Origin of the sequence: Xenophilus azovorans DSM 13620, from assembly GCF_000745855.1 — a bacterium.
Taxonomy (GTDB): Bacteria; Pseudomonadota; Gammaproteobacteria; order Burkholderiales; family Burkholderiaceae_C; genus Xenophilus; species Xenophilus azovorans.
The window spans coordinates 105,643-123,864 of the sequence record NZ_JQKD01000017.1; the positions used below are offsets into that span (position 1 = coordinate 105,643).

20 protein-coding genes and 1 pseudogene are annotated in these 18,222 nt (G+C 63.3%); 19 read left to right on the plus strand and 2 right to left on the minus strand.

The genetic code is table 11. The annotated features are described in order from the left end of the window. The first annotated feature begins 26 nt into the window (after nucleotides 1-26). From Q392_RS31940 to Q392_RS11340, 17 genes are all read left to right on the plus strand, one after another. A complete protein-coding gene (locus Q392_RS31940; RefSeq protein WP_046984619.1) occupies nucleotides 27-1,670 on the plus strand; it encodes a phosphoethanolamine transferase in 1,644 nt (547 codons plus the stop codon). Nucleotides 1,671-1,681: 11 nt separating this feature from the next. Further along, nucleotides 1,682-2,104 carry a diacylglycerol kinase gene (locus Q392_RS31945; RefSeq protein WP_012204569.1) on the plus strand — a complete coding sequence of 141 codons (423 nt, stop codon included), beginning with the start codon at nucleotides 1,682-1,684 and terminating at the stop codon, nucleotides 2,102-2,104. A 42-nt stretch (nucleotides 2,105-2,146) separates the two neighbouring features. Continuing rightward, on the plus strand, nucleotides 2,147-3,061 hold the full coding sequence (locus tag Q392_RS11275; RefSeq protein WP_012204568.1) for a LysR family transcriptional regulator: 915 nt from the start codon (nucleotides 2,147-2,149) through the stop codon (nucleotides 3,059-3,061). Between the two features lie 25 nt (nucleotides 3,062-3,086). Beyond that, complete coding sequence (locus tag Q392_RS31950; protein ID WP_084217001.1) at nucleotides 3,087-3,314, plus strand: EexN family lipoprotein; 228 nt, start codon at nucleotides 3,087-3,089, stop codon at nucleotides 3,312-3,314. A gap of 216 nt (nucleotides 3,315-3,530) precedes the next feature. Next, nucleotides 3,531-5,552, plus strand: coding sequence for a conjugal transfer protein TraG (locus tag Q392_RS11280; protein ID WP_038206547.1), 2,022 nt, complete (start codon nucleotides 3,531-3,533; stop codon nucleotides 5,550-5,552). Further along, nucleotides 5,549-6,013: a ribbon-helix-helix protein, CopG family gene (locus Q392_RS11285; protein ID WP_038206548.1), complete on the plus strand. Its 465-nt coding sequence runs from the start codon at nucleotides 5,549-5,551 to the stop codon at nucleotides 6,011-6,013. Before Q392_RS11280 ends, Q392_RS11285 begins: the two co-directional genes overlap by 4 nt. After that, entirely contained in the window at nucleotides 6,010-7,059 is a 1,050-nt protein-coding gene (gene trbB, locus Q392_RS11290; RefSeq protein ID WP_038206549.1) for a P-type conjugative transfer ATPase TrbB, read from the plus strand. The genes Q392_RS11285 and trbB overlap by 4 nt, the downstream gene beginning before the upstream one ends. After that, a complete protein-coding gene (locus Q392_RS11295; protein WP_038206550.1) occupies nucleotides 7,056-7,439 on the plus strand; it encodes a TrbC/VirB2 family type IV secretion system protein in 384 nt (127 codons plus the stop codon). The genes trbB and Q392_RS11295 overlap by 4 nt, the downstream gene beginning before the upstream one ends. After that, a complete protein-coding gene (locus tag Q392_RS11300) occupies nucleotides 7,436-7,708 on the plus strand; it encodes a VirB3 family type IV secretion system protein (protein WP_038206551.1) in 273 nt (90 codons plus the stop codon). The genes Q392_RS11295 and Q392_RS11300 overlap by 4 nt, the downstream gene beginning before the upstream one ends. Nucleotides 7,709-7,720: 12 nt before the next feature. Beyond that, on the plus strand, nucleotides 7,721-10,192 hold the full coding sequence (gene trbE, locus Q392_RS11305) for a conjugal transfer protein TrbE (RefSeq protein WP_038206552.1): 2,472 nt from the start codon (nucleotides 7,721-7,723) through the stop codon (nucleotides 10,190-10,192). Further along, nucleotides 10,189-10,944: a P-type conjugative transfer protein TrbJ gene (gene trbJ, locus Q392_RS11310; RefSeq protein ID WP_003056124.1), complete on the plus strand. Its 756-nt coding sequence runs from the start codon at nucleotides 10,189-10,191 to the stop codon at nucleotides 10,942-10,944. Before trbE ends, trbJ begins: the two co-directional genes overlap by 4 nt. An 11-nt stretch (nucleotides 10,945-10,955) precedes the next feature. Then, on the plus strand, nucleotides 10,956-11,282 hold the full coding sequence (locus Q392_RS11315; protein ID WP_003056123.1) for an EexN family lipoprotein: 327 nt from the start codon (nucleotides 10,956-10,958) through the stop codon (nucleotides 11,280-11,282). Further along, nucleotides 11,279-12,631, plus strand: a complete 1,353-nt coding sequence (gene trbL, locus Q392_RS11320; protein WP_003056122.1) for a P-type conjugative transfer protein TrbL — start codon at nucleotides 11,279-11,281, stop codon at nucleotides 12,629-12,631. The genes Q392_RS11315 and trbL overlap by 4 nt, the downstream gene beginning before the upstream one ends. An 18-nt stretch (nucleotides 12,632-12,649) precedes the next feature. Next, nucleotides 12,650-13,354, plus strand: a complete 705-nt coding sequence (gene trbF / locus Q392_RS11325) for a conjugal transfer protein TrbF (protein WP_003056121.1) — start codon at nucleotides 12,650-12,652, stop codon at nucleotides 13,352-13,354. After that, nucleotides 13,351-14,352: a P-type conjugative transfer protein TrbG gene (gene trbG / locus Q392_RS11330; RefSeq protein WP_003056120.1), complete on the plus strand. Its 1,002-nt coding sequence runs from the start codon at nucleotides 13,351-13,353 to the stop codon at nucleotides 14,350-14,352. Before trbF ends, trbG begins: the two co-directional genes overlap by 4 nt. A gap of 2 nt (nucleotides 14,353-14,354) precedes the next feature. Beyond that, the gene (locus tag Q392_RS11335) at nucleotides 14,355-15,623 is read left to right on the plus strand and encodes a TraB/TrbI/VirB10 family type IV secretion system protein (RefSeq protein ID WP_003056119.1); all 1,269 of its coding nucleotides are present in this window, start codon (nucleotides 14,355-14,357) and stop codon (nucleotides 15,621-15,623) included. Beyond that, nucleotides 15,620-15,895 (plus strand): DUF2274 domain-containing protein, encoded by a 276-nt coding sequence (locus Q392_RS11340; protein WP_003056116.1) that lies wholly within the window; start codon nucleotides 15,620-15,622, stop codon nucleotides 15,893-15,895. Before Q392_RS11335 ends, Q392_RS11340 begins: the two co-directional genes overlap by 4 nt. Before the next feature lie 116 nt (nucleotides 15,896-16,011). Here the strand turns inward: Q392_RS11340 and Q392_RS11345 are convergent, their stop codons facing one another. Then, on the minus strand, nucleotides 16,012-16,491 hold the full coding sequence (locus Q392_RS11345; protein WP_003056114.1) for a copper chaperone PCu(A)C: 480 nt from the start codon (nucleotides 16,489-16,491) through the stop codon (nucleotides 16,012-16,014). Between the two features lie 26 nt (nucleotides 16,492-16,517). Next, nucleotides 16,518-17,009 carry an SCO family protein gene (locus Q392_RS31955; RefSeq protein WP_076841736.1) on the minus strand — a complete coding sequence of 164 codons (492 nt, stop codon included), beginning with the start codon at nucleotides 17,007-17,009 and terminating at the stop codon, nucleotides 16,518-16,520. A gap of 160 nt (nucleotides 17,010-17,169) precedes the next feature. On the opposite strand from Q392_RS31955, the gene Q392_RS11355 reads away from it, so the two are divergent. Together Q392_RS11355 and Q392_RS11360 are read left to right on the plus strand one after the other, a co-directional pair. Next, nucleotides 17,170-17,778, plus strand: coding sequence for a TetR/AcrR family transcriptional regulator (locus Q392_RS11355; protein WP_004393990.1), 609 nt, complete (start codon nucleotides 17,170-17,172; stop codon nucleotides 17,776-17,778). Next, nucleotides 17,775-18,222, plus strand: a pseudogene (locus Q392_RS11360) (efflux RND transporter periplasmic adaptor subunit); the annotation flags it as partial. The gene Q392_RS11355 and the pseudogene Q392_RS11360, both read left to right, overlap by 4 nt.

Sequence of the window (18,222 nt, forward strand, 5' to 3'; positions counted from 1 at the left end):
GAACTTTCAAACAGGCTCTCGGTCTGATGCCGCGATTCAGAACTGCAAACCTCAAGGACCTAAGCCATTGGCGACCACAATGCAGCGTCGAGTGGCTGATCTTGATGACCAGTATTTTCTTTGCACTAGCCTGCAATGGTCTATTTTGGAGTAGCGCCTTAGGCGTCCAGTCCAGCTTACGCATGGGTACATCCGTACTGCTGTTTCTGGTGGGAATTCACAGTCTGCTGTTGAGTTTGGTTGTGTGGCGCTGGAATGCCAAGGTTTTACTTGCGGTGCTTTTTGTTGCCTCTGCCCTCGCAACACATTACATGCGCAGCTTTCATATCTACCTCGATTCGAGCATGTTGCGCAATGTTCTAGCCACAGACTTCAAGGAAAGTCGCGAGCTACTGACGCCTGCATTGATTGCTCCACTAAGCCTACTGGCAGTAGTTCCGATTATTTTTCTTTGGCGAATCCGATTGCTCGGGCGTACTTGGCTGAAAGCAACCGTGTGGCGTATGGGATTGATGCTGTTTTCGACACTGATGATTTCGGGCGGTGTCATGCTGTCATTTCAGGACATGTCCGCACTGATGAGAAATCATCGCGAAGTGCGATACTTGATTACACCGGGAAACTATCTGGTGGGTTTGCCGAAGGCACTGACAGGTTCCTCTATCACGCAGTCCGCCGAAAAAATACCCATTGGAGCTGATGCCGTTGCAACAGTCAGGCCCGAAGGCAGTCGGCCACGTTTATTAGTCTTTGTCGTAGGCGAGACGGCTCGCGCCCAAAACTGGGGATTGAACGGCTATGCACGCGAAACAACGCCTCAATTGACTCAGATGGGTGTGATCAATTTCTCCGACATGCACTCCTGTGGAACTAATACCGAGGTTTCTGTGCCTTGCATGTTCTCGTCCTTTGGTCGCCGAAACTACGATGAAGACAAGATTCGCTCACACCAATCCTTACTGCATGTTCTGGAGCGCGCCGGTATTACCACCTTATGGAGAGATAACCAGTCAGGTTGCAAAGGGGTGTGCGATGGTCTCGAATATCAAAGCCTAGGGAATGCACAAAGTTCCTCTTTATGCGTTGATGGTCGGTGTTTCGATGAGATTTTGCTTGAAGACTTACCAGCTCAGGCTCGCAAAAATCCCGGTGATCGTGTGATTTTTTTGCACCAGCTTGGAAATCATGGCCCCAGCTACTTTCAACGATACCCAGCAGCGTATCGAAAATTCATCCCAACATGCGACACACCGGAAATGGGGAAATGCACCCGCGAACAGATTGTGAATAGCTACGACAACGCTATTCTCTACACAGATCATTTCCTAACCCAAGTCATTAAAAAATTGCAGGGCCTTTCCGACTACGACACAGCTATGATATTCGTCTCGGATCACGGCGAATCCCTGGGCGAGAAGGGACTTTTTCTGCACGGCATGCCTTATGCGATTGCTCCACAAGAGCAGACTCGTGTTCCTTTGGTTATGTGGTTCTCTTCAACGTTTACTCAAAGTCGAGGGCTGAATATTGGCTGTTTGAGTGAGCGAGCCCGCTCTTATGCGAATCACGACGCATTGTTTTCGTCTGTCTTGGGGCTAATGCAGGTTAAAACAAGTGAGTACGATAGGAATTTCGATTTTTTCTTTGGCTGTGATGATAAGAATATATAAGAGTTGTTCTCATGAAAGATAAAAAACACACAATCGCAGCTGATTCCATGTCCGCATTCGAAAATAAACAAAAATCTCGCCGAGGAATATTGAGAATTTGGCATGCGTCCCATTACTCAATTCAGGGATTGCGCGCTGGATGGAATGAGCCGGCCTTTAGACTTGAGTCAGTATTTTCCTTTGTGTTGGTCCCATTGGCCTTCTGGTTGGGGCAGGGATGGGTCGAAGTCGCTCTTCTCTCAGGAAGTATCCTTATTTTGATGATTGTGGAGCTACTCAATACTGCTGTGGAATCGGCGATTGATCGTATTGGCCCTCAATGGCATGAGCTATCAAAGCGTGCAAAGGACATGGGAAGCGCTGCCGTGCTGTTAGCCACTTTGCTGACTGGGGGGGTTTGGCTGTCAGCACTCTGGCAAAGGCTGATTAATTAGCCGCGCAAATGAAATTAGACGAATTAAAGTGGAGTGAGCACAATGGAGCTTCGACATCTTCGCTGCTTTCTCATCGTTGCGGAGGAACTTCATTTCGCTCGCGCCGCTGAACGACTACATATCGACCAATCTCCACTTTCACGCACTATCAAAGAATTAGAAGAGGAACTTGGTGCTCGTTTATTCATTCGTACTACCCGAAGCACTCAACTAACCCGTGCCGGGCGACAGCTTTTGGAGCATGTCCCGCGCATTTTTACCGCATTGGATCAGGCCCGTGATGGCGTCAAGTCTGCCACCAACGGATTTTTAGGCCAGTTACGCATTGCCTTGTCTGATGGTGTAACACCCACACGATTGTCAACTTTGCTGGCGCGATGCCGTGAAGAGGACCCTGAAGTTGAGATGCGTCTGTTTGAGGTGCCGCTCGGGCTGCAGATCAAGGGTTTGCATGAAGATCTGTATGACGTAGGTTTTTCGATGGCAGAGGATGGAGGCGATGGTATCTTGGTCACACCTGCTTGGGAAGATGAACTGATGGTAGCGGTGCCAGCCCGCCATCCCGTGCTCGCCTTCAAACAGGTTCCGCTGAAAGAAGTGCTGCGCTATCCGTTGGCACTGGGCGACCCGGCGGTCTGCGAAGGCCACGCGCGGCAGATCGATCGTTTTCTGCGCAAGCTCGATCAGGAGCCGCTGATTGCGCAGCGCGTGGCAACCTTCGACGTGATGATGACGCTGGTTTCCGCTGGCCTGGCTTTGGGCCTAGCGGGCGAGGCGCATATCGCCTCCAGCCGCGAGCCGGGTGTCGTGGCCCGCCGCTTGGCAGGCAAGCCATACATGCTTACGACCTATCTGCTACGCCGCGATGCGGAGCCGTCCGAGATGCTGGCTCGGTTCATCGAGCGTGTGGCCTTCATTGATTCGGCAGACGGTATCGACGCTGCCGACGATGCCTGAACCATCCGACGAAAGGACTGGAATCATGAACAGAGTGATGCTAATGATGCTGACCGTCGCACTGACCGCATGTGGCTCGTCTCAACCTTCGGAAACCGTGGATTTCCTCGCGGCGCATCCCGAGCGCATCAAGGAGATTCAACGGCAATGCAAGGAAGATCGCACAAAAGTCGGTGATGAACTTTGCCGCCGTGCTGCCGAAGCCGCCAATCGGCGTTTCTTCGGTGACCGACCTGAGCAGAAGTCCAAATAGCTCTGTTGTAGTCGCTTCGCAGCGACAAAGTTCTCGCTGACACCTCACTACGCCGCAACGCGCTCCCGTCTGCGGCGTTTTTATTGCCTTCGCTCCTGCAAGAAATCAGGCTTTTTCGGCCTAAATCCCCGCCATAACGGTCTTTGACCGACCTATGCACACGCCTTGATCCTGATGCACGCGGCACGTTGTTGTGCCGTGATTGGAGGCGGGATCATGCAAGGGACGAACGTGCTGTTCGGTCAGATCGCCGTGGTATTCGGCATCGTGATCGCCGGCGTGTGGGCAGCCACACAATGGACAGCCGCCGCCCTGGGCTATCAGCTACGCCTTGGCTCGCCCTGGTTCGACTTCTTCGGTACGCCGGTCTATCACCCGTGGCGGCTGTTCGAGTGGTGGTTCTTCTTCGATGCCTACGCGCCCAGCGTCTTTGACATCGGCGGCGCCATTGCGGGTGGCAGCGGCCTGGTGGCCGTGCTGGTGGCCATCGGCATGTCGATCTGGCGCTCGCGGCAATCGCGCCTGGTCACGACCTACGGCTCGGCGCGCTGGGCGAACGCGGATGACATTCGCGAGGCCGGTCTCACGCAGCCGGACGGCGTGTTCCTCGGCCAGCACGAACGCCAGTACCTGCGCCACGAAGGTCCGGAACACGTCCTGACCTTCGCACCAACCCGCTCGGGCAAAGGCGTGGGCCTGGTGGTGCCCACCTTGTTGAGCTGGCCCGCGTCCGCCGTCATCCATGACATCAAAGGCGAGAACTGGCAGATCACCGCAGGCTGGCGCTCGCGCTTCTCGCATTGCCTGCTGTTCAACCCGACCGATGCGAAGTCAGCGGCCTACAACCCGCTGCTGGAGGTGCGTCGCGGCGCCCATGAGGTGCGCGACGTGCAGAACATCGCGGACATCCTGGTCGATCCCGAAGGCGCGCTGGAGCGGCGCAACCATTGGGAGAAGACCAGCCATGCTCTGCTGGTCGGCGCCATCCTGCACGTGCTCTATGCGGGCGAGGACAAGACGCTGCGCGGCGTCGCCAATTTCCTCAGCGACCCGGCCAGCCCGTTCGAGCTGACCTTGCATCGGATGATGACCACGCCCCACCTCGTGAACGTGGGAGGTGGTGGCCCGCATCCTGTCGTCGCTTCGGCGGCGCGCGAAGTGCTCAACAAGTCGGACAACGAGCGTTCCGGCGTGTTGAGCACGGCCATGTCGTTCCTCGGCCTGTACCGCGACCCTACGGTGGCCGAAGTCACGTCGCGTTGCGATTGGCGCATTGCCGACCTGATCGCGGCCGAGCATCCGGTATCGCTGTACCTTGTGGTGCCGCCTTCAGATATTTCGCGGACGAAGCCGCTGATCCGCCTGATCCTCAATCAGATCGGGCGACGGCTGACGGAATCGCTCGATGGCTCCGACGGCATCGAGCGCCGCCACAAGCTGCTGCTGATGCTTGACGAGTTCCCGGCGCTCGGGCGGCTCGACTTCTTCGAGACGGCACTGGCCTTCATGGCGGGCTATGGCATTCGCAGCTTTCTCATCGCGCAGTCGCTCAATCAGATCGACAAGGCGTATGGGCAGAACCATTCGATTCTGGACAACTGCCATGTCCGCGTGACGTTCGCCACCAACGACGAACGCACGGCCAAGCGGATCTCCGAAACGCTGGGCACTGCAACCGAGCTGCGCGCACAGCGCAACTACGCAGGCCACCGGCTCGCGCCGTGGCTGGGCCACCTGATGGTGTCGCGCCAGGAGACCGCGCGCCCACTGCTGACGCCGGGCGAAGTGATGCAGTTACCGCCGGATGAAGCCGTGGTGATGGTGTCCAGCGTGGCGCCGATCAAGGCCAAAAAGCTGCGCTATTACGCGGACACCAATTTCAAGCGGCGCGTGCTGCCGCCGCCCGTGCTTGCGGCCGGACGCTATGCCGACGTTCCGCCCTCGCGAGCCGACGACTGGAGCGGGCTGGCGATTCCCGCCGTGCCTGCCGCACCGGCCACTGCACCTACTGATGGCCTGGAGCACTTGGGTTCGGCCGACGACGGCGGACCGCGCCGTCAGCCCGAACTTTCCGAAGCCGTCGCCTACGACCCCGAGCTGGCCGCGCCTGCGGCCGACCTCGCGCTGCTCGACGACGACGACGACCTGCCGCTTCCTCTCCCGCGCCAGTTCGATCCGGCCATGCAGCGCACGGCCCGGCTGGCTTCCCTCGACCCCAACGACGGAATCGAGCTATGAGCCACTACCGCCTGAACCTCTTTATCCAGCCCGAGCACGCCAAGCGGCTCGATGAGCTGGCCGCCAAGAAAGGCGTGTCCAAGTCATCCATCGTCGCGGCGGCGCTCGCATCGTGGCTCTCGCCCGATGCCGCCGACCAGCGAGAGGCAGCCATCGCCAAGCGGCTGGATCGCCTATCGCGCCAGGCCGAGCGCCTGGAGCGCGACCAGAACATCCAGATCGAAACGCTGGCGCTGTTCATTCGCTACTACCTGACCGTCAGCACGCCTGTTCCCGAGGCGCACCAAGACGCCGCTCGCGCCCAGGGCAAGGCGCGGTTTGAGCAGTTCGTGGAGCAGTTGGGGCGCCACCTGCTGCGCGGGCGCAGCCTGGTGCGCGATGTGGTGGTAGAACTGCACCCCGACCCGATGCGGATGGAAGACGCGGCGGCAGTTGCCGAAGCGCAAGAGCGCGCCTCATGAGCGTCGCACCTTCGTCCTTCGCCACCTCGCTCGACCGCCGCATTCAGATGCTGCGCACGGCGATGGGGCCGCTGATCGCTGCCGCGCTCGAAGACCCGGACGTGGTGGAAGTCATGCTCAATCCTGATCGCACCCTTTGGGTGGATCGGCTTTCCAGTGGGCGCGCGCCGATGGGCGTGGAGCTGCCGGAGGCGGACGGCGAGCGGATCATCCGCCTCGTCGCGGCCCATGTCGGTGCGGAAATCCATCGCGGCCAGCCGCTGCTATCCGCCGAACTGCCCGAAACCGGCGAACGCTTCGAGGGCATCTTGCCGCCTGCCGCGCCAGGGCCGGCCTTCGCGCTGCGCAAGCGCGCCCTCGGCGTGATCCCGCTGGAGCGGTACGTCATCGACGGGATGATAACCAGCGCCCAGGCGGGCTTTCTCGTTCGCGCCGTGCGTGAGCGCCAGAACATCCTGATCGCCGGCGCCACCAGCAGCGGCAAGACGACCTTGGCCAATGCGCTGCTGGCCGAGATTGCCGCCACAGGCGACCGCGTGTTGGTGCTCGAAGACACGGTGGAGCTGCAATGCGCGGCCCGCGACCACGTACCGCTGCGCACGCGCGCAGGCGTGGTGTCCATGACGGAGCTGGTGCGCTCGTCCATGCGCTTGCGGCCGGATCGCGTCGTCGTCGGCGAGGTGCGCGGCGCCGAGGCGCTGGATCTCATCAAGGTCTGGGGTACGGGCCACCCCGGCGGCATCGCCACGATCCACGCTGGTTCCGCGCTCGGCGCGCTGCTGCGCCTGGAGCAACTGATTCTCGAAGTGGCGGTGAACCCGCCCCGTGCATTGATCGCTGAGGCGGTCAACGTGGTGATCCACATCGCCGGGCGCGGACGCAAGCGCCGCATCGAGAGCATCGCCCGCGTCGTCGGCTTCGACGGCGTTGGCTACCAACTGGCGGACGCGATGGACACGCCGTTTCCCGAGCTGCCGCCGATCCCCGATGCCGCACCCGCTGCGGCGACTTCCTCGTCCCCTGACCAACCTGGAGAACTGCCATGACGCAGATGACCATTCCTGCTTTCCGTGTTTCCGTAAATCCGGCTTTGCGTCTTGCGCGGCTGCGCTGCCTGGCCCGCCCTGCGGCACAAGGGCTGATGCTGGCCGCGCTGCTGCTGTTCCTGGCTGGAACCGCGCAGGCCGCCGGTTCCTCGATGCCGTGGGAAGGCCCGCTGCAATCCATCCTCGAATCCATCCAGGGGCCGGTGGCGCGCATCGTGGCCGTCATCATCATCATCGCCACGGGCCTCGCGCTGGCCTTCGGCGACACGTCGGGGGGCTTTCGCAAGCTGATCCAGATCGTGTTCGGCCTGTCCATCGCGTTCGCGGCATCGAGCTTCTTCCTGTCGTTCTTCAGCTTCTCCGGCGGGGCCGTCGTATGAGCGCCCCGGATACCTTCGCGGCCGGGTTCGAGGTGCCGTTGCACCGCTCACTGACGGAGCCGATTCTGCTGGGCGGTGCGCCGCGCACCGTGGCGATTGCCAACGGCACGCTGGCTGCCGCTGTGGGGCTGGGCCTGCAAATGTGGATTCCGGGTGTGGTGCTCTGGATCGTCGGTCATTCGCTGGCGGTGTGGGGAGCGCGCATCGATCCCCAATTCATGGCCGTGTTCGCCCGGCACATCAAGCACCGCCCGCTGCTGGACGTGTGAGGGGACGCCGCCATGCTGAATCTCGCCGAATACCGCCAGCGCCCGGCGCTGCTCGCCGACTGGCTGCCCTGGGCCGGGTTGGTCGCGCCGGGCGTCGTCTTGAACAAGGACGGCAGTTTCCAGCGCACGGCCCGGTTTCGCGGGCCTGACCTCGACAGCGCGACGCAAGGCGAGCTGATCGCCACGTCGGCGCGCCTGAACAACGCGCTGCGCCGGTTGGGCTCGGGCTGGGCCTTGTTTATCGAGGCCGAGCGCCGCCCGGCGGCGGGCTACCCGCACTCTGGTTTCCCCGAGCCGCTGTCCTGGCTGGTGGACGAGGAACGCCGCGCCACCTTCGAGGAATCTGGCCATCACTTCGAGAGCGGCTATCACCTGACGCTGGTGTACCTGCCACCAGAAGAATCCCGTGCCCGTGCAGCCCAGATGCTCTACGAGAACACGCCGACGAATGGCGTGGACTGGCGTGAGCGCCTGCAATCCTTCGTCGCGGAGACGGATCGCGTCTTTGACCTGCTCGACGGCGTGATGCCGGAAATCGCCTGGCTCGATGACGGCCAGACGCTGACCTACCTGCACGCCACTATCTCGACGCGGCGCTATCGCGTCGGTGTGCCCGAGGTGCCGTTCCACATCGACGCGCTGCTGACCGACTCCGCGCTGGTCGGTGGCCTGGCGCCCATGCTGGGCGACCAGCACCTGCGCGTGGTGTCGGTGCGGGGCTTCCCGACCTCGACCTGGCCGGGGATTCTGGACGACCTCAACCGCCTGGGCTTTGCATACCGCTGGAACACGCGCTTTCTCTGCCTCGACAAATCCGAAGCGGAACGGGAGTTGGGACGCCTGCGCCGCCAGTGGTTCGCCAAACGCAAGAACGTCATCGCGCTGCTGCGCGAAACGATCTTCCAGCAGGAAAGCCCGCTGGTCGATACCGACGCCAACAACAAGGCGGCCGACGCCGACGCCGCCTTGCAGGAGTTGGGCAGCGACCAGGTGGCCTTCGGCTACCTGACGGGGACCGTCACCGTCATGGACACGGACCCCGCCGTGGCGGACGAGAAGCTGCGCATGGTGGAGCGTGTCATCCAGGGCCGGGGCTTCGTGACCATCCCCGAAACGCTCAACGCCGTGGATGCGTGGCTGTCGTCCATTCCGGGCAACGCCTACGCCAACGTGCGCCAGCCCATCGTCTCGACGCTGAACCTCACGCACCTGATGCCAGTATCGGCAGTGTGGGCCGGGCCGGAGAAGAACGAGCATCTGGACGGCCCGCCGCTGATCGTCACGCGCACCGATGGTGCCACACCGTTCCGGCTGGTGACCCACATCGGCGACGTGGGCCACACGCTGGTCGCGGGGCCGACCGGCATGGGCAAGTCGGTGTTGCTGGCGACGATGGCGATTCAGTTCCGCCGCTATCGCGGCTCGCGCATCTTCGCCTTCGACATGGGGCGTTCGATCCGTGCGGCCATCCTGGGCATGGGCGGCGAGCACTACGACCTGGGCGCGGATGACGAGATCGCCTTCCAGCCGCTCGCACGCATCGACCGCGAGGGCTACCGCACCTGGGCCAGCGAATGGGTGGAAGGCCGCCTGCTGCACGAAGGCGCGGCCGTCGGCCCGGACGAGAAGGCGGCCATCTGGTCTGCGCTGGGGAGCCTGGCCAGCGCGCCGGTGGAGCAGCGCACGCTCACGGGCCTGACGGCGTTGCTGCAATCGAACACGTTGCGCCAGGCACTCGCGCCCTACGTCCTGGGCGGCGCGCACGGCAGGCTGCTGGATGCCGACCATGACCGCCTCGGCACGGCCGATGTGCAGGCGTTCGAGATGGAGGAGCTGATGCACAGCAAGGCCGCTGTGCTCGCGGTGCTGCGCTACCTGTTCGCGCGCTTCGAGGAGCGGCTGGATGGTGCGCCCACGCTGCTGATCCTTGATGAAGCGTGGCTGTTCCTCGACGACCCGGTGTTTGCGGCGCGCATCCGCCAGTGGCTCAAGACGCTGCGCAAGAAGAACGTCAGCGTGATCTTCGCAACGCAGTCGCTCGCGGACGTGAAGGACTCGGCCATCGCGCCGGCCATCATCGAAAGCTGCGCGAGTCGGATTTTCTTGCCGAACCCGCAAGCGACCGAACCGCAGATTCGCACGATCTATGAGGGCTTCGGGCTGAACTCGCGCCAGATCGAAATCGTCGCCACCGCGCAGCCCAAGCGCGACTACTACTACCAATCCCGCCTCGGCAACCGCCTGTTCGACCTCGACCTGGGGCCGGCGACGCTGGCCTTCGCGGGTGCTTCCACGCCGCAAGACCAGCGCGCCATTGATGAGGTTCTTGGCCGCGTGCCGCAGGACGCCGGCGTGCCCGGCTTCGCGGGCGCCTGGCTGCGCCATCGCGGCCTCGATTGGGCGGCCGACCTGCTGCCCTCGTTCCCCGGCTACGCGCCGGGTTCCCTCCGTACCGCTGACCACCCCCAGGAGAACCAACTATGAAATTGCATACCCCCAAGCTCGCCGCGTTGACCGCCGCCTGCGTGCTCGCATTCGGCATCGCGCAACCCGCCCACGCCTTGTTCGGCGTCGGCGACATCGTGCTCGACCCGACCAATCTGGTGCAGAACACGCTCACCGCCGTTCGCACGCTGGAGCAGATCAATAACCAGATCCAGCAACTCCAGCACGAAGCGCAGATGCTCATTAACCAGGCGCGCAACCTGGCCAGCCTGCCGTCCAGCGTGGTCGGCCAGTTGCGCGCGAACCTGGCGACCACCCAGCGACTGATCGCGCAGGCCAAGGGCTTGGCCTACGAAGTGACAAGCATCGACCGCGAATTCGTGCGCCTGTATCCCGAGAAGTACGCCGCCACGGTGAGCGGCAATCAGATGTACCTCGATGCGCAGGAGCGTTGGAAGAACACGCTCAACGGCCTGCAAACGACCATGCAGATGCAGGCCCAGGCGTCGCAGAACCTGAGCGACGACGAAAGCGTGCTGGCCGACCTCGTGGGCAAGAGCCAGTCGGCCGAGGGCGCGCTGCAAGCGATGCAGGCCATGAACCAGTTGCTGGCCTTGCAGGCCAAGCAGTCGATCCAGACGCAGCGGCTCCAGATCACGCAAGACCGCGCGGCCTCGCTGGAACTGGCGCGGCAGGCGGCGGCCACGGAGCGCGGGCGCGAAGTGACGCGCCGCTTCCTGGGCGAAGGCACGCCGTACACGCCGCAGCCCGTCAATTTCTACAACCGCTGACGGAGGCTGCCATGCAACGCACGCCCGTCGTGTTTGCTTTCGCCATTCATGCGCTGGTGCTGGCCGGCTGTGACCGGCCGCAGCAAGTGTCGGTGAATGCGCTCGCCGCCGACCCGGCCCGGTTGCACGCGCTGCGCGCGCAGTGCCGCGCGGGCGCGCACGACGGCGCGTTTTGCGCGCAGGTGGCACAGGCCGACCTGCGGCGCTTTCTCTCCGGCCAGGCCGGGCCGAATGAGTACCAGACGCTGGCCGACCTGCCGCCGATCCCGCCCAGCTTCGATGAACCCGCCGATGGCAGCGCGGCAATCGCTCTGCCTGGGCAGGAGGACTCGCCATGAACGACGTGACGGTCATCGACCGCTTCCTCGACACCTTCTCGCGCTACATCGACTCGGGCTTTGGCCTGTTGCACGGCGAAGTGGCGTTTCTGACCGCCACGCTGATCGTCATCGACATGACGCTCGCCGGGCTGTTCTGGGCGATGAGCCATGCCACCGGCCAGGGCGAGGACGTGATCGCCAAGCTGATCCGCAAGGTGCTGTACGTCGGCGCCTTCGCCTACATCATCGGCAACTTCAACTGGTTGGCTGGCATCGTGTTCCGCTCCTTCGCCGGGCTGGGCCTGACGGCCAGCGGCTCGACCCTGAGCATGGAGAACTTCCTGCAACCGGGCCGGCTGGCGAAGGTCGGCATCGACGCCGGTGCGCCGATCCTGAAACAGATCGGCGACATGGCGGGCTTCCCCGAAGTCTTCGTGAACATCACGCCCATCGTCGTGATGTTCCTCGCTTGGCTGATCGTCCTGCTGTGCTTCTTCGTGCTGGCGATCCAGCTTTTCATCACGCTGATCGAGTTCAAGCTGACCACGCTTGCCGGCTTCGTGCTGGTGCCGTTCGCGCTCTGGAACAAGACCGCATTTCTCGCCGAGAAGGTGCTGGGCAACGTGGTGTCGTCCGGCATCAAGGTGCTGGTGCTGGCGGTGATCGTGGGCATCGGCTCGGGCCTGTTCGCCGAGTTTCAGGTACAGCCCGCCGAACCATCCATCGACCACTCCGTGGTCGTGATGCTGGCCTCGCTGACGCTGCTGGCCTTGGGCATCTTCGGGCCGGGCATTGCAACCGGGCTGGTGTCCGGCGGCCCGCAGCTCGGCGCAGGTGCGATGGCCGGTGCGGCGCTGGGCGCGGCCGGCGCTGCTGTTGCCGTGGGCGCTGCGGCTACGGGCGTCGGCGGCGCAGTCGCCGCCGGGGCGCGCATGGCGCCCGCAGCCGCCAAGCTGGCCGGTAGCGGAGCGCGTGCCGCCACTGGGGCCGCCAGCAGCGCGCGGTCGGCGTTTCAGGCGGGTTCTGCATCCGCCGGCGGCGGCCTCAAGGGCGCTGCCGCTGGTGTCGGCAATGTCGCCAAGACCGGCGCGCAGGCGACCGGGCAGAAGGTGGCTGAGGGCGCGCGCTCGATGAAGGAGCGTGTCGCCGCCGCCTTCCGGCCCGATGACGCCGGATCGGCGTCAGGGGGCGGTGCCGCACAGGCTGCAAACGAGCCAACCCCATCCACCGCGCAACCCGCCTGGGCCAAGCGCCTGCATCGCAGGCAGCAGCTCACCCATGCCGCGACGACCGCCGCCCACACGCTGCGCGGCGGCGATGGCGGCAGCTCCAGCCAAGGCCCGAGCCTGCGCGATTCCGATTCCTGATCTTCAAGGAGAACTCCCATGCGATTCAAACGACCGCAGGTGCGCTACGCCGATACGCCACAGCCTGCTACTCCGTATCAATCCGCCGCCCAGGTTTGGGACGAGCGCATCGGCTCGGCCCGCGTGCAGGCCAGAAACTGGCGTTTCATGGCCTTTGGCTGCCTCACGCTGGCCGTGCTGATGGCGGGCGGCCTAGTCTGGCGCTCGGCGCAGTCCATCGTCACGCCCTACGTCATTGAGGTGGACAACGCGGGCCAGGTGCGCGCTGTCGGCGAGGCCGCCACGCCCTACAAGCCCAGCGATGCGCAGATCGCCTACCACCTGGGCCGCTTCATCGGCCTGGTGCGCTCGCTGTCCATCGACCCCATCGTGGTGCGGCAGAACTGGCTCGATGCCTACGACTACACGACCGACAAAGGCGCGGTCGTGCTCAACGAGTACGCCCGCACGAATGACCCGTTCGCGCGCATCGGCAAGGAGTCGGTGACGGTGCAGATCACCAGCGTGACCCGCGCCAGCGACACGTCTTTCAACGTGCGCTGGACGGAAACGCGCTTCGTCAATGGCGCGCTGGATCGCACCGAACGCTGGAACGCGGTGATTTCCACGGTGCTGCAAACCCCGCGCACCGAGCAGCGTCTGCGCAAGAACCCCCTGGGCATCTACGTCAACGGGCTGTCGTGGAGCCGCGAACTGGAAGCTAACGAAGGAGCAAAACCATGAATGATCTTTTCCGTAAATCCGCCTTGCCGGTGATGCTTCTGGCTTCGACCGTGCTGTTCTCTGGCTGCGCTACTCAGGGCAAGCCGCCACCGACCATTTCGCTCGATGAGCCGGTGCAGGCCCAGCCGCTGCCGGAGCCACCAAAACCGGTGGAGGTGGTCACGGTGCCGCAGCCGCTCGCGCTGCCGTCGCAGTTGAAACCACTGCCAGAGACCGAGGAGGCCAAGCCCGCGCCGGAACCCGCGGATGAGAAAGTGCGCGTCTCGCGCGCCAATGCCGAGGCCCGTGTCGCGCCCACGCGCGAAGGCTACGTCAACGCGATCCAGGTCTGGCCCTTTACCGATGGCGCGCTTTACCAGCTCTATGCGGCCGTGGGCCGCGTGACGGTGGTTTCGCTGCAGCCCGGCGAGGAACTGGTGACGGTCGCGGCCGGCGACACGGTGCGCTGGATCGTCGGGGACACGTCGAGCGGCAGCGGTGAGGCTCTGCGCGTCAACGTGATGGTCAAGCCGATCCGCTCGGGCTTGAAGACCAATCTGGTCATCACCACCAGCCGCCGGACGTATCTGCTGGAGCTGACTTCGACCGAAAAGACGTGGATGGCGTCGGTGTCCTGGGAGTACCCGAAGGACAAGATGCTGGCCTTGCAGCGCCAGGCGCAGGCGGCCAGCGCCGCCGCCCCGGTCGATAGCGGCCTGTCGCTGGAGAAGATCCGTTTCCGCTATGCCATCAGCGGCAGCAATCCGCCGTGGAAGCCGCTGCGTGCTTTCGATGACGGCGAGAAGGTCTACATCCAGTTCCCGCCCGGCATCGCCCAGGGCGAGCTGCCGCCGCTGTTCGTGATCGGCGCGCAAGGCGACGGGCAACTGGTGAACTACCGATTCCGTGCGCCGTACTACATCGTTGATCGCCTGTTCGGCGCGGCCGAACTGCGCCTGGGCGGGGACAAAGGCGACGTGGTGCGGATTGAGCGCACGGACGGCACACGGAGGAACTGACCATGAGCCAGGACGATTCCCCTGATCTTGCGGCGCAGGCGGGCAAGGTCGCGCCCGAGGCGGTGGCGCTGCGCGCCCAGCCGCGCCCGGTCACGCGCCTGAACCGGCGCACGCTGGCCATCCTCGTCGGCGTCCTGTCGGTCGCCGTGCTCGGGGCCACGATCTGGTCATTGCAGCCGCACCGGCGCGGCACGGGCGAGCAGACCGAGCTTTACAACGTCGATCGCGTCTCGAAGTCCGAGGGGCTGGATGGTCTGCCGGCCGACTACTCGAAGCTGCCGCCGAAGGTGCCCGAGCTGGGGCCGCCGCTGCCGGGTGATCTCGGCCCAGCCATCGTGAAGTCGCAGCAGCCGGTGACGCCGGCCTACGCACCGCCGGGACATGATCCGGCGGATGCGTGGCGCAAGGAGGCCGATGCGGCGGCGAACTCGTCGGTGTTTTTCCGCTCGGGCAACCAAGGCAAGGCCACCGCGCCGGTCACGGCGCAAGCCGCTGCGGCTGCGCCCGGCAGCGCCTTGGCGGGCTTCGACCCGCTGGCCGCTGGCCCGGCCTCGACGGCGGCCCAGCCATCCGACCCGACAGCCGTGCAGAACCGGCAAGACCAGAAAGAGGCTTTCCTGAAAGGCGGTTCTACGGAAACCCGCAATTCCGGCAATCTCCAGATGCCGGCCTCGCCGTATCAGGTCATGGCGGGAACGGTGATCGCGGGCGCGCTGGTGACGGGCATCAAGTCCGATCTGCCGGGCGACGTGATAGCCACGGTGACGGAGCCGGTCTATGACACGGCCACTGGCAAGTTCCTGCTGATCCCACAGGGATCGCGCATCCTGGGCAAGTACAACAGCCAGGTGAGCTACGGGCAGAGCCGCGTACAGGTGGTGTGGAACCGCGTCATCCTGCCGGACACGTCCTCGCTGAAGCTAGACAACCTGGCGGGCACTGACCCTGCCGGCTATTCCGGCCTGGAGGATGGCGTCGATTGGCATTGGGATCGCGTCTTCGCGGGTGCGGCGCTGACGACCCTGCTGGGCGTGGGTGCCGAGTTGGCCGCACCGGAAAACCGGCAGGATGGCAACCGCATCGTGATCGCTGGGCGCGATAGCGCGCAGGACAGCATCAACCAGGTCGGCCAAGAGATGACCCGGCGCAACATGAACATCCAGCCGACGCTGACCGAGCGGCCGGGCCTGCCGGTGCGGATCATCGTCAACCGCGATTTTGTGCTGCGGCCGTACCAGCCTATGTTCTTCAACCGTGGAATTGCGAAATGAACACCACCAGGAAGTTGCGGCTTGGGCCGCTGCCCAAGGTCGAGAGCGTCAAGCTGGCCTTTGCGTGCCCGGTCAGCCTGAAAGCCGACCTCGACCGTTACGCCGCGCTGCACGCGCAGGTGTACGGCGAAGCGGTCGATGCCACGACGCTGATCCCGCACATGCTAGAGGCCTTCATGCAAGGAGACCGTGGGTTTCAGAGAAACAGCGCTAGTAAACACGCATTGCAAAACGCTGGTGGAGTAACCATCTCCGGTTGCCGTACGCCGTGAGCTTTTTGGCTATGCGTGACCTAGGTTGCGGGAGTTGGCATCGCGGCTTCGAATTTCGAGGGCTGCAAGCGGTGGGGTGTGCTACAGGTGCGCCATTCACCCACCCGCCAAGTGCTTCAGTGCTTGTGGCCGCCCTGGGCATCGTGGCCAGCCGGCTGGGCGCTGGCGTTGAGCGCACGCACGGGAGCCTTCACTTCGACCGATTCGCGCTTGCCGTCCGGGCCCTCGATGACGAGGGTCAGAGGCACCGTGTCGCCTTCCTTCACCTGCTGCTTCAGGTCCATCAGCATCACGTGGTAGCCGCCGGGCTTGAGTTCCACGGTCTTGCCTGCGGGCAGCTCGACGGCCGGCACCTGGCGCATCTTCATCACGTTGTCCTGCATGGCCATCTCGTGGACCTCGACGGCGGGCGTAAGCGGCGAGCTGGCCGAGACCAGCTTGCTATTCTTGGTTGCCTTCAACTGCATGAAGGCGCCGGTGGCTTTCTGTTGCGGTACGGTGGCGCGCACCCAGGCATCTTTGACGGTGACTTGCGCCTGGGCGGTGGCCGCGAGCAGCGAGGCGGCGACGATGGCTGTGCGGATGACGAGTTTCATGGTGTTCTCCTTGAGGGGATAGAGGGTCAGGCAGGGTTCAAGAGCTTGCGGATGTCGTCCGCATAGTCTTGGGCGGGTTGCTCATGGCGCAGGGCCAAGCGCAGCTTTCCTAGCGGGTCGTAGACGTAGCTGAGCGATGTGTGGTCCATGGTGTAGGACGATCCCGTCGGCATTTTCTTGTAGTAGACCTTGAAGTCCTTGGCGATCTGTGCGGTGCGTTCCAGGTCGCCGTACAGACCGATAAAGCTGGGGTCGAATGCAGCCGTGTAGGCTTTGAGCACCTCGGGCGTGTCGCGCTCGGGATCGACCGTGACGAACAGTGTCTGGAAGCGCTCGCCGTCGGGGCCGAGAAGCCGCTTGACCTCGGCCGCCCGCGCCAGGGCCGTCGGGCAGACATCTGGGCACTGAGTGAAGCCGAAGAAGACCAGGATGGCCTTGCCTCGGAAGTCCGCCAGCGTGCGCTCATTGCCATCCGGGTCGGAGAGCCGGATGTCCGTGGCATAGGTTGCACCGGTCAGATCGACACCTTTGTACGTGGGGACGTCTCAGAAAACGGAAAATAAAGCACGTTAAGCCCATTGCAGACGCTAGATATTGACGAGTACGTCGGGTTTTCTCTTGTTTGAGTTGCCTCTTGTGGTAAGATAGTAATCAATTACTATCTTACAAGGAGTGCTCGTGGACACCCATCCAAAGCATCTGCCGGCCGATGAACGTCGTGCCGTAACTGTCGAGTCCGTCGTGGCGCTTGCCGGTTCACAAAACCCAAGCGAGATAACCACTGCAGCTATCGCTAAACACATGAACTTGACCCAGGGTGCGCTGTTTCGGCACTTCCCGAACAAGGAAGCCATTTGGCAGGCGGTCATGGAGTGGGTAGCAGAGCGCCTATTAGCCAGAATCGATCGATCCGCACAAGGAATCGAGTCGCCCTTGGCAGCCATGGAGGCGATGTTCATGAGTCATATCGAATTCGTAGCTGAGCACCCAGGCGTGCCAAGAATGATGTTTGGTGAGCTTCAGCGTGCCGAATCGACACCGGCCAAGCGCATGGTGCAAACCTTGATTCAGCGCTACGGCGAACGTTTGCATCGTCTCATCGAGAAAGGCAAGGCCAGCGGCGAGTTGTCTCCCTCGCTTGACAACGAGGCGGCGGCAACGCTGTTCATTGGCACGATCCAGGGCTTGGTCATGCAATCGCTGTTGGCGGGTGATGTGGGACGTATGCACCGCGATGCGCCGCGCGTCTTTGCAATTTATCGGCGTGGCATAAGGAGTGCGCAATGAAAAAGTTACCCTTGCAAGGCCGCACCCTGGCGCTGCTTGCCGTCATCATTCCTTTGCTGGTGCTTTTTATTTATGTCGGTCTGCGATCAGGGCCGCTCGCCCCGGTCGCGGTGACGGTGGCAAGCGTGGAATCACGGGCTATCACACCGGCGCTGTTCGGCATCGGCACGGTGGAGGCGCGCTACACCTACAAGATCGGGCCGACGTTTGCCGGGCGCGTCAAACGCCTGGAGGTGCATGTAGGCGACCAGGTCAAGGCCGGACAGGTGCTCGGCGAGATGGAGCCGGTCGACCTCGATGATCGGGTGCGCTCACAGGAGTCGGCATTCAAGCGTGCGGAAGCGGCTTTGCGCGAGGCAGAAGCCCGGCAAGCCTACGCGCAAACCCAGGCGCGCCGCTACGAGCAATTGTTTGCGGTGCGCTCGACCAGCGAGGAAATCGTCA

Coding starts and splice junctions, on each gene's coding strand:
- trbF (WP_003056121.1), top strand. CDS start 12,650: ATGCGATTCAAACGACCGCAGGTGCGCTACGCCGATACGCCACAGCCT.
- Q392_RS31950 (WP_084217001.1), top strand. CDS start 3,087: ATGAACAGAGTGATGCTAATGATGCTGACCGTCGCACTGACCGCATGT.
- Q392_RS11275 (WP_012204568.1), top strand. CDS start 2,147: ATGGAGCTTCGACATCTTCGCTGCTTTCTCATCGTTGCGGAGGAACTT.
- Q392_RS11340 (WP_003056116.1), top strand. CDS start 15,620: ATGAACACCACCAGGAAGTTGCGGCTTGGGCCGCTGCCCAAGGTCGAG.
- Q392_RS11345 (WP_003056114.1), bottom strand. CDS start 16,491: ATGAAACTCGTCATCCGCACAGCCATCGTCGCCGCCTCGCTGCTCGCG.
- Q392_RS31940 (WP_046984619.1), top strand. CDS start 27: ATGCCGCGATTCAGAACTGCAAACCTCAAGGACCTAAGCCATTGGCGA.
- Q392_RS11285 (WP_038206548.1), top strand. CDS start 5,549: ATGAGCCACTACCGCCTGAACCTCTTTATCCAGCCCGAGCACGCCAAG.
- Q392_RS11315 (WP_003056123.1), top strand. CDS start 10,956: ATGCAACGCACGCCCGTCGTGTTTGCTTTCGCCATTCATGCGCTGGTG.
- Q392_RS11280 (WP_038206547.1), top strand. CDS start 3,531: ATGCAAGGGACGAACGTGCTGTTCGGTCAGATCGCCGTGGTATTCGGC.
- trbG (WP_003056120.1), top strand. CDS start 13,351: ATGAATGATCTTTTCCGTAAATCCGCCTTGCCGGTGATGCTTCTGGCT.
- trbE (WP_038206552.1), top strand. CDS start 7,721: ATGCTGAATCTCGCCGAATACCGCCAGCGCCCGGCGCTGCTCGCCGAC.
- trbL (WP_003056122.1), top strand. CDS start 11,279: ATGAACGACGTGACGGTCATCGACCGCTTCCTCGACACCTTCTCGCGC.
- Q392_RS31945 (WP_012204569.1), top strand. CDS start 1,682: ATGAAAGATAAAAAACACACAATCGCAGCTGATTCCATGTCCGCATTC.
- trbJ (WP_003056124.1), top strand. CDS start 10,189: ATGAAATTGCATACCCCCAAGCTCGCCGCGTTGACCGCCGCCTGCGTG.
- Q392_RS11335 (WP_003056119.1), top strand. CDS start 14,355: ATGAGCCAGGACGATTCCCCTGATCTTGCGGCGCAGGCGGGCAAGGTC.
- trbB (WP_038206549.1), top strand. CDS start 6,010: ATGAGCGTCGCACCTTCGTCCTTCGCCACCTCGCTCGACCGCCGCATT.
- Q392_RS11295 (WP_038206550.1), top strand. CDS start 7,056: ATGACGCAGATGACCATTCCTGCTTTCCGTGTTTCCGTAAATCCGGCT.
- Q392_RS11300 (WP_038206551.1), top strand. CDS start 7,436: ATGAGCGCCCCGGATACCTTCGCGGCCGGGTTCGAGGTGCCGTTGCAC.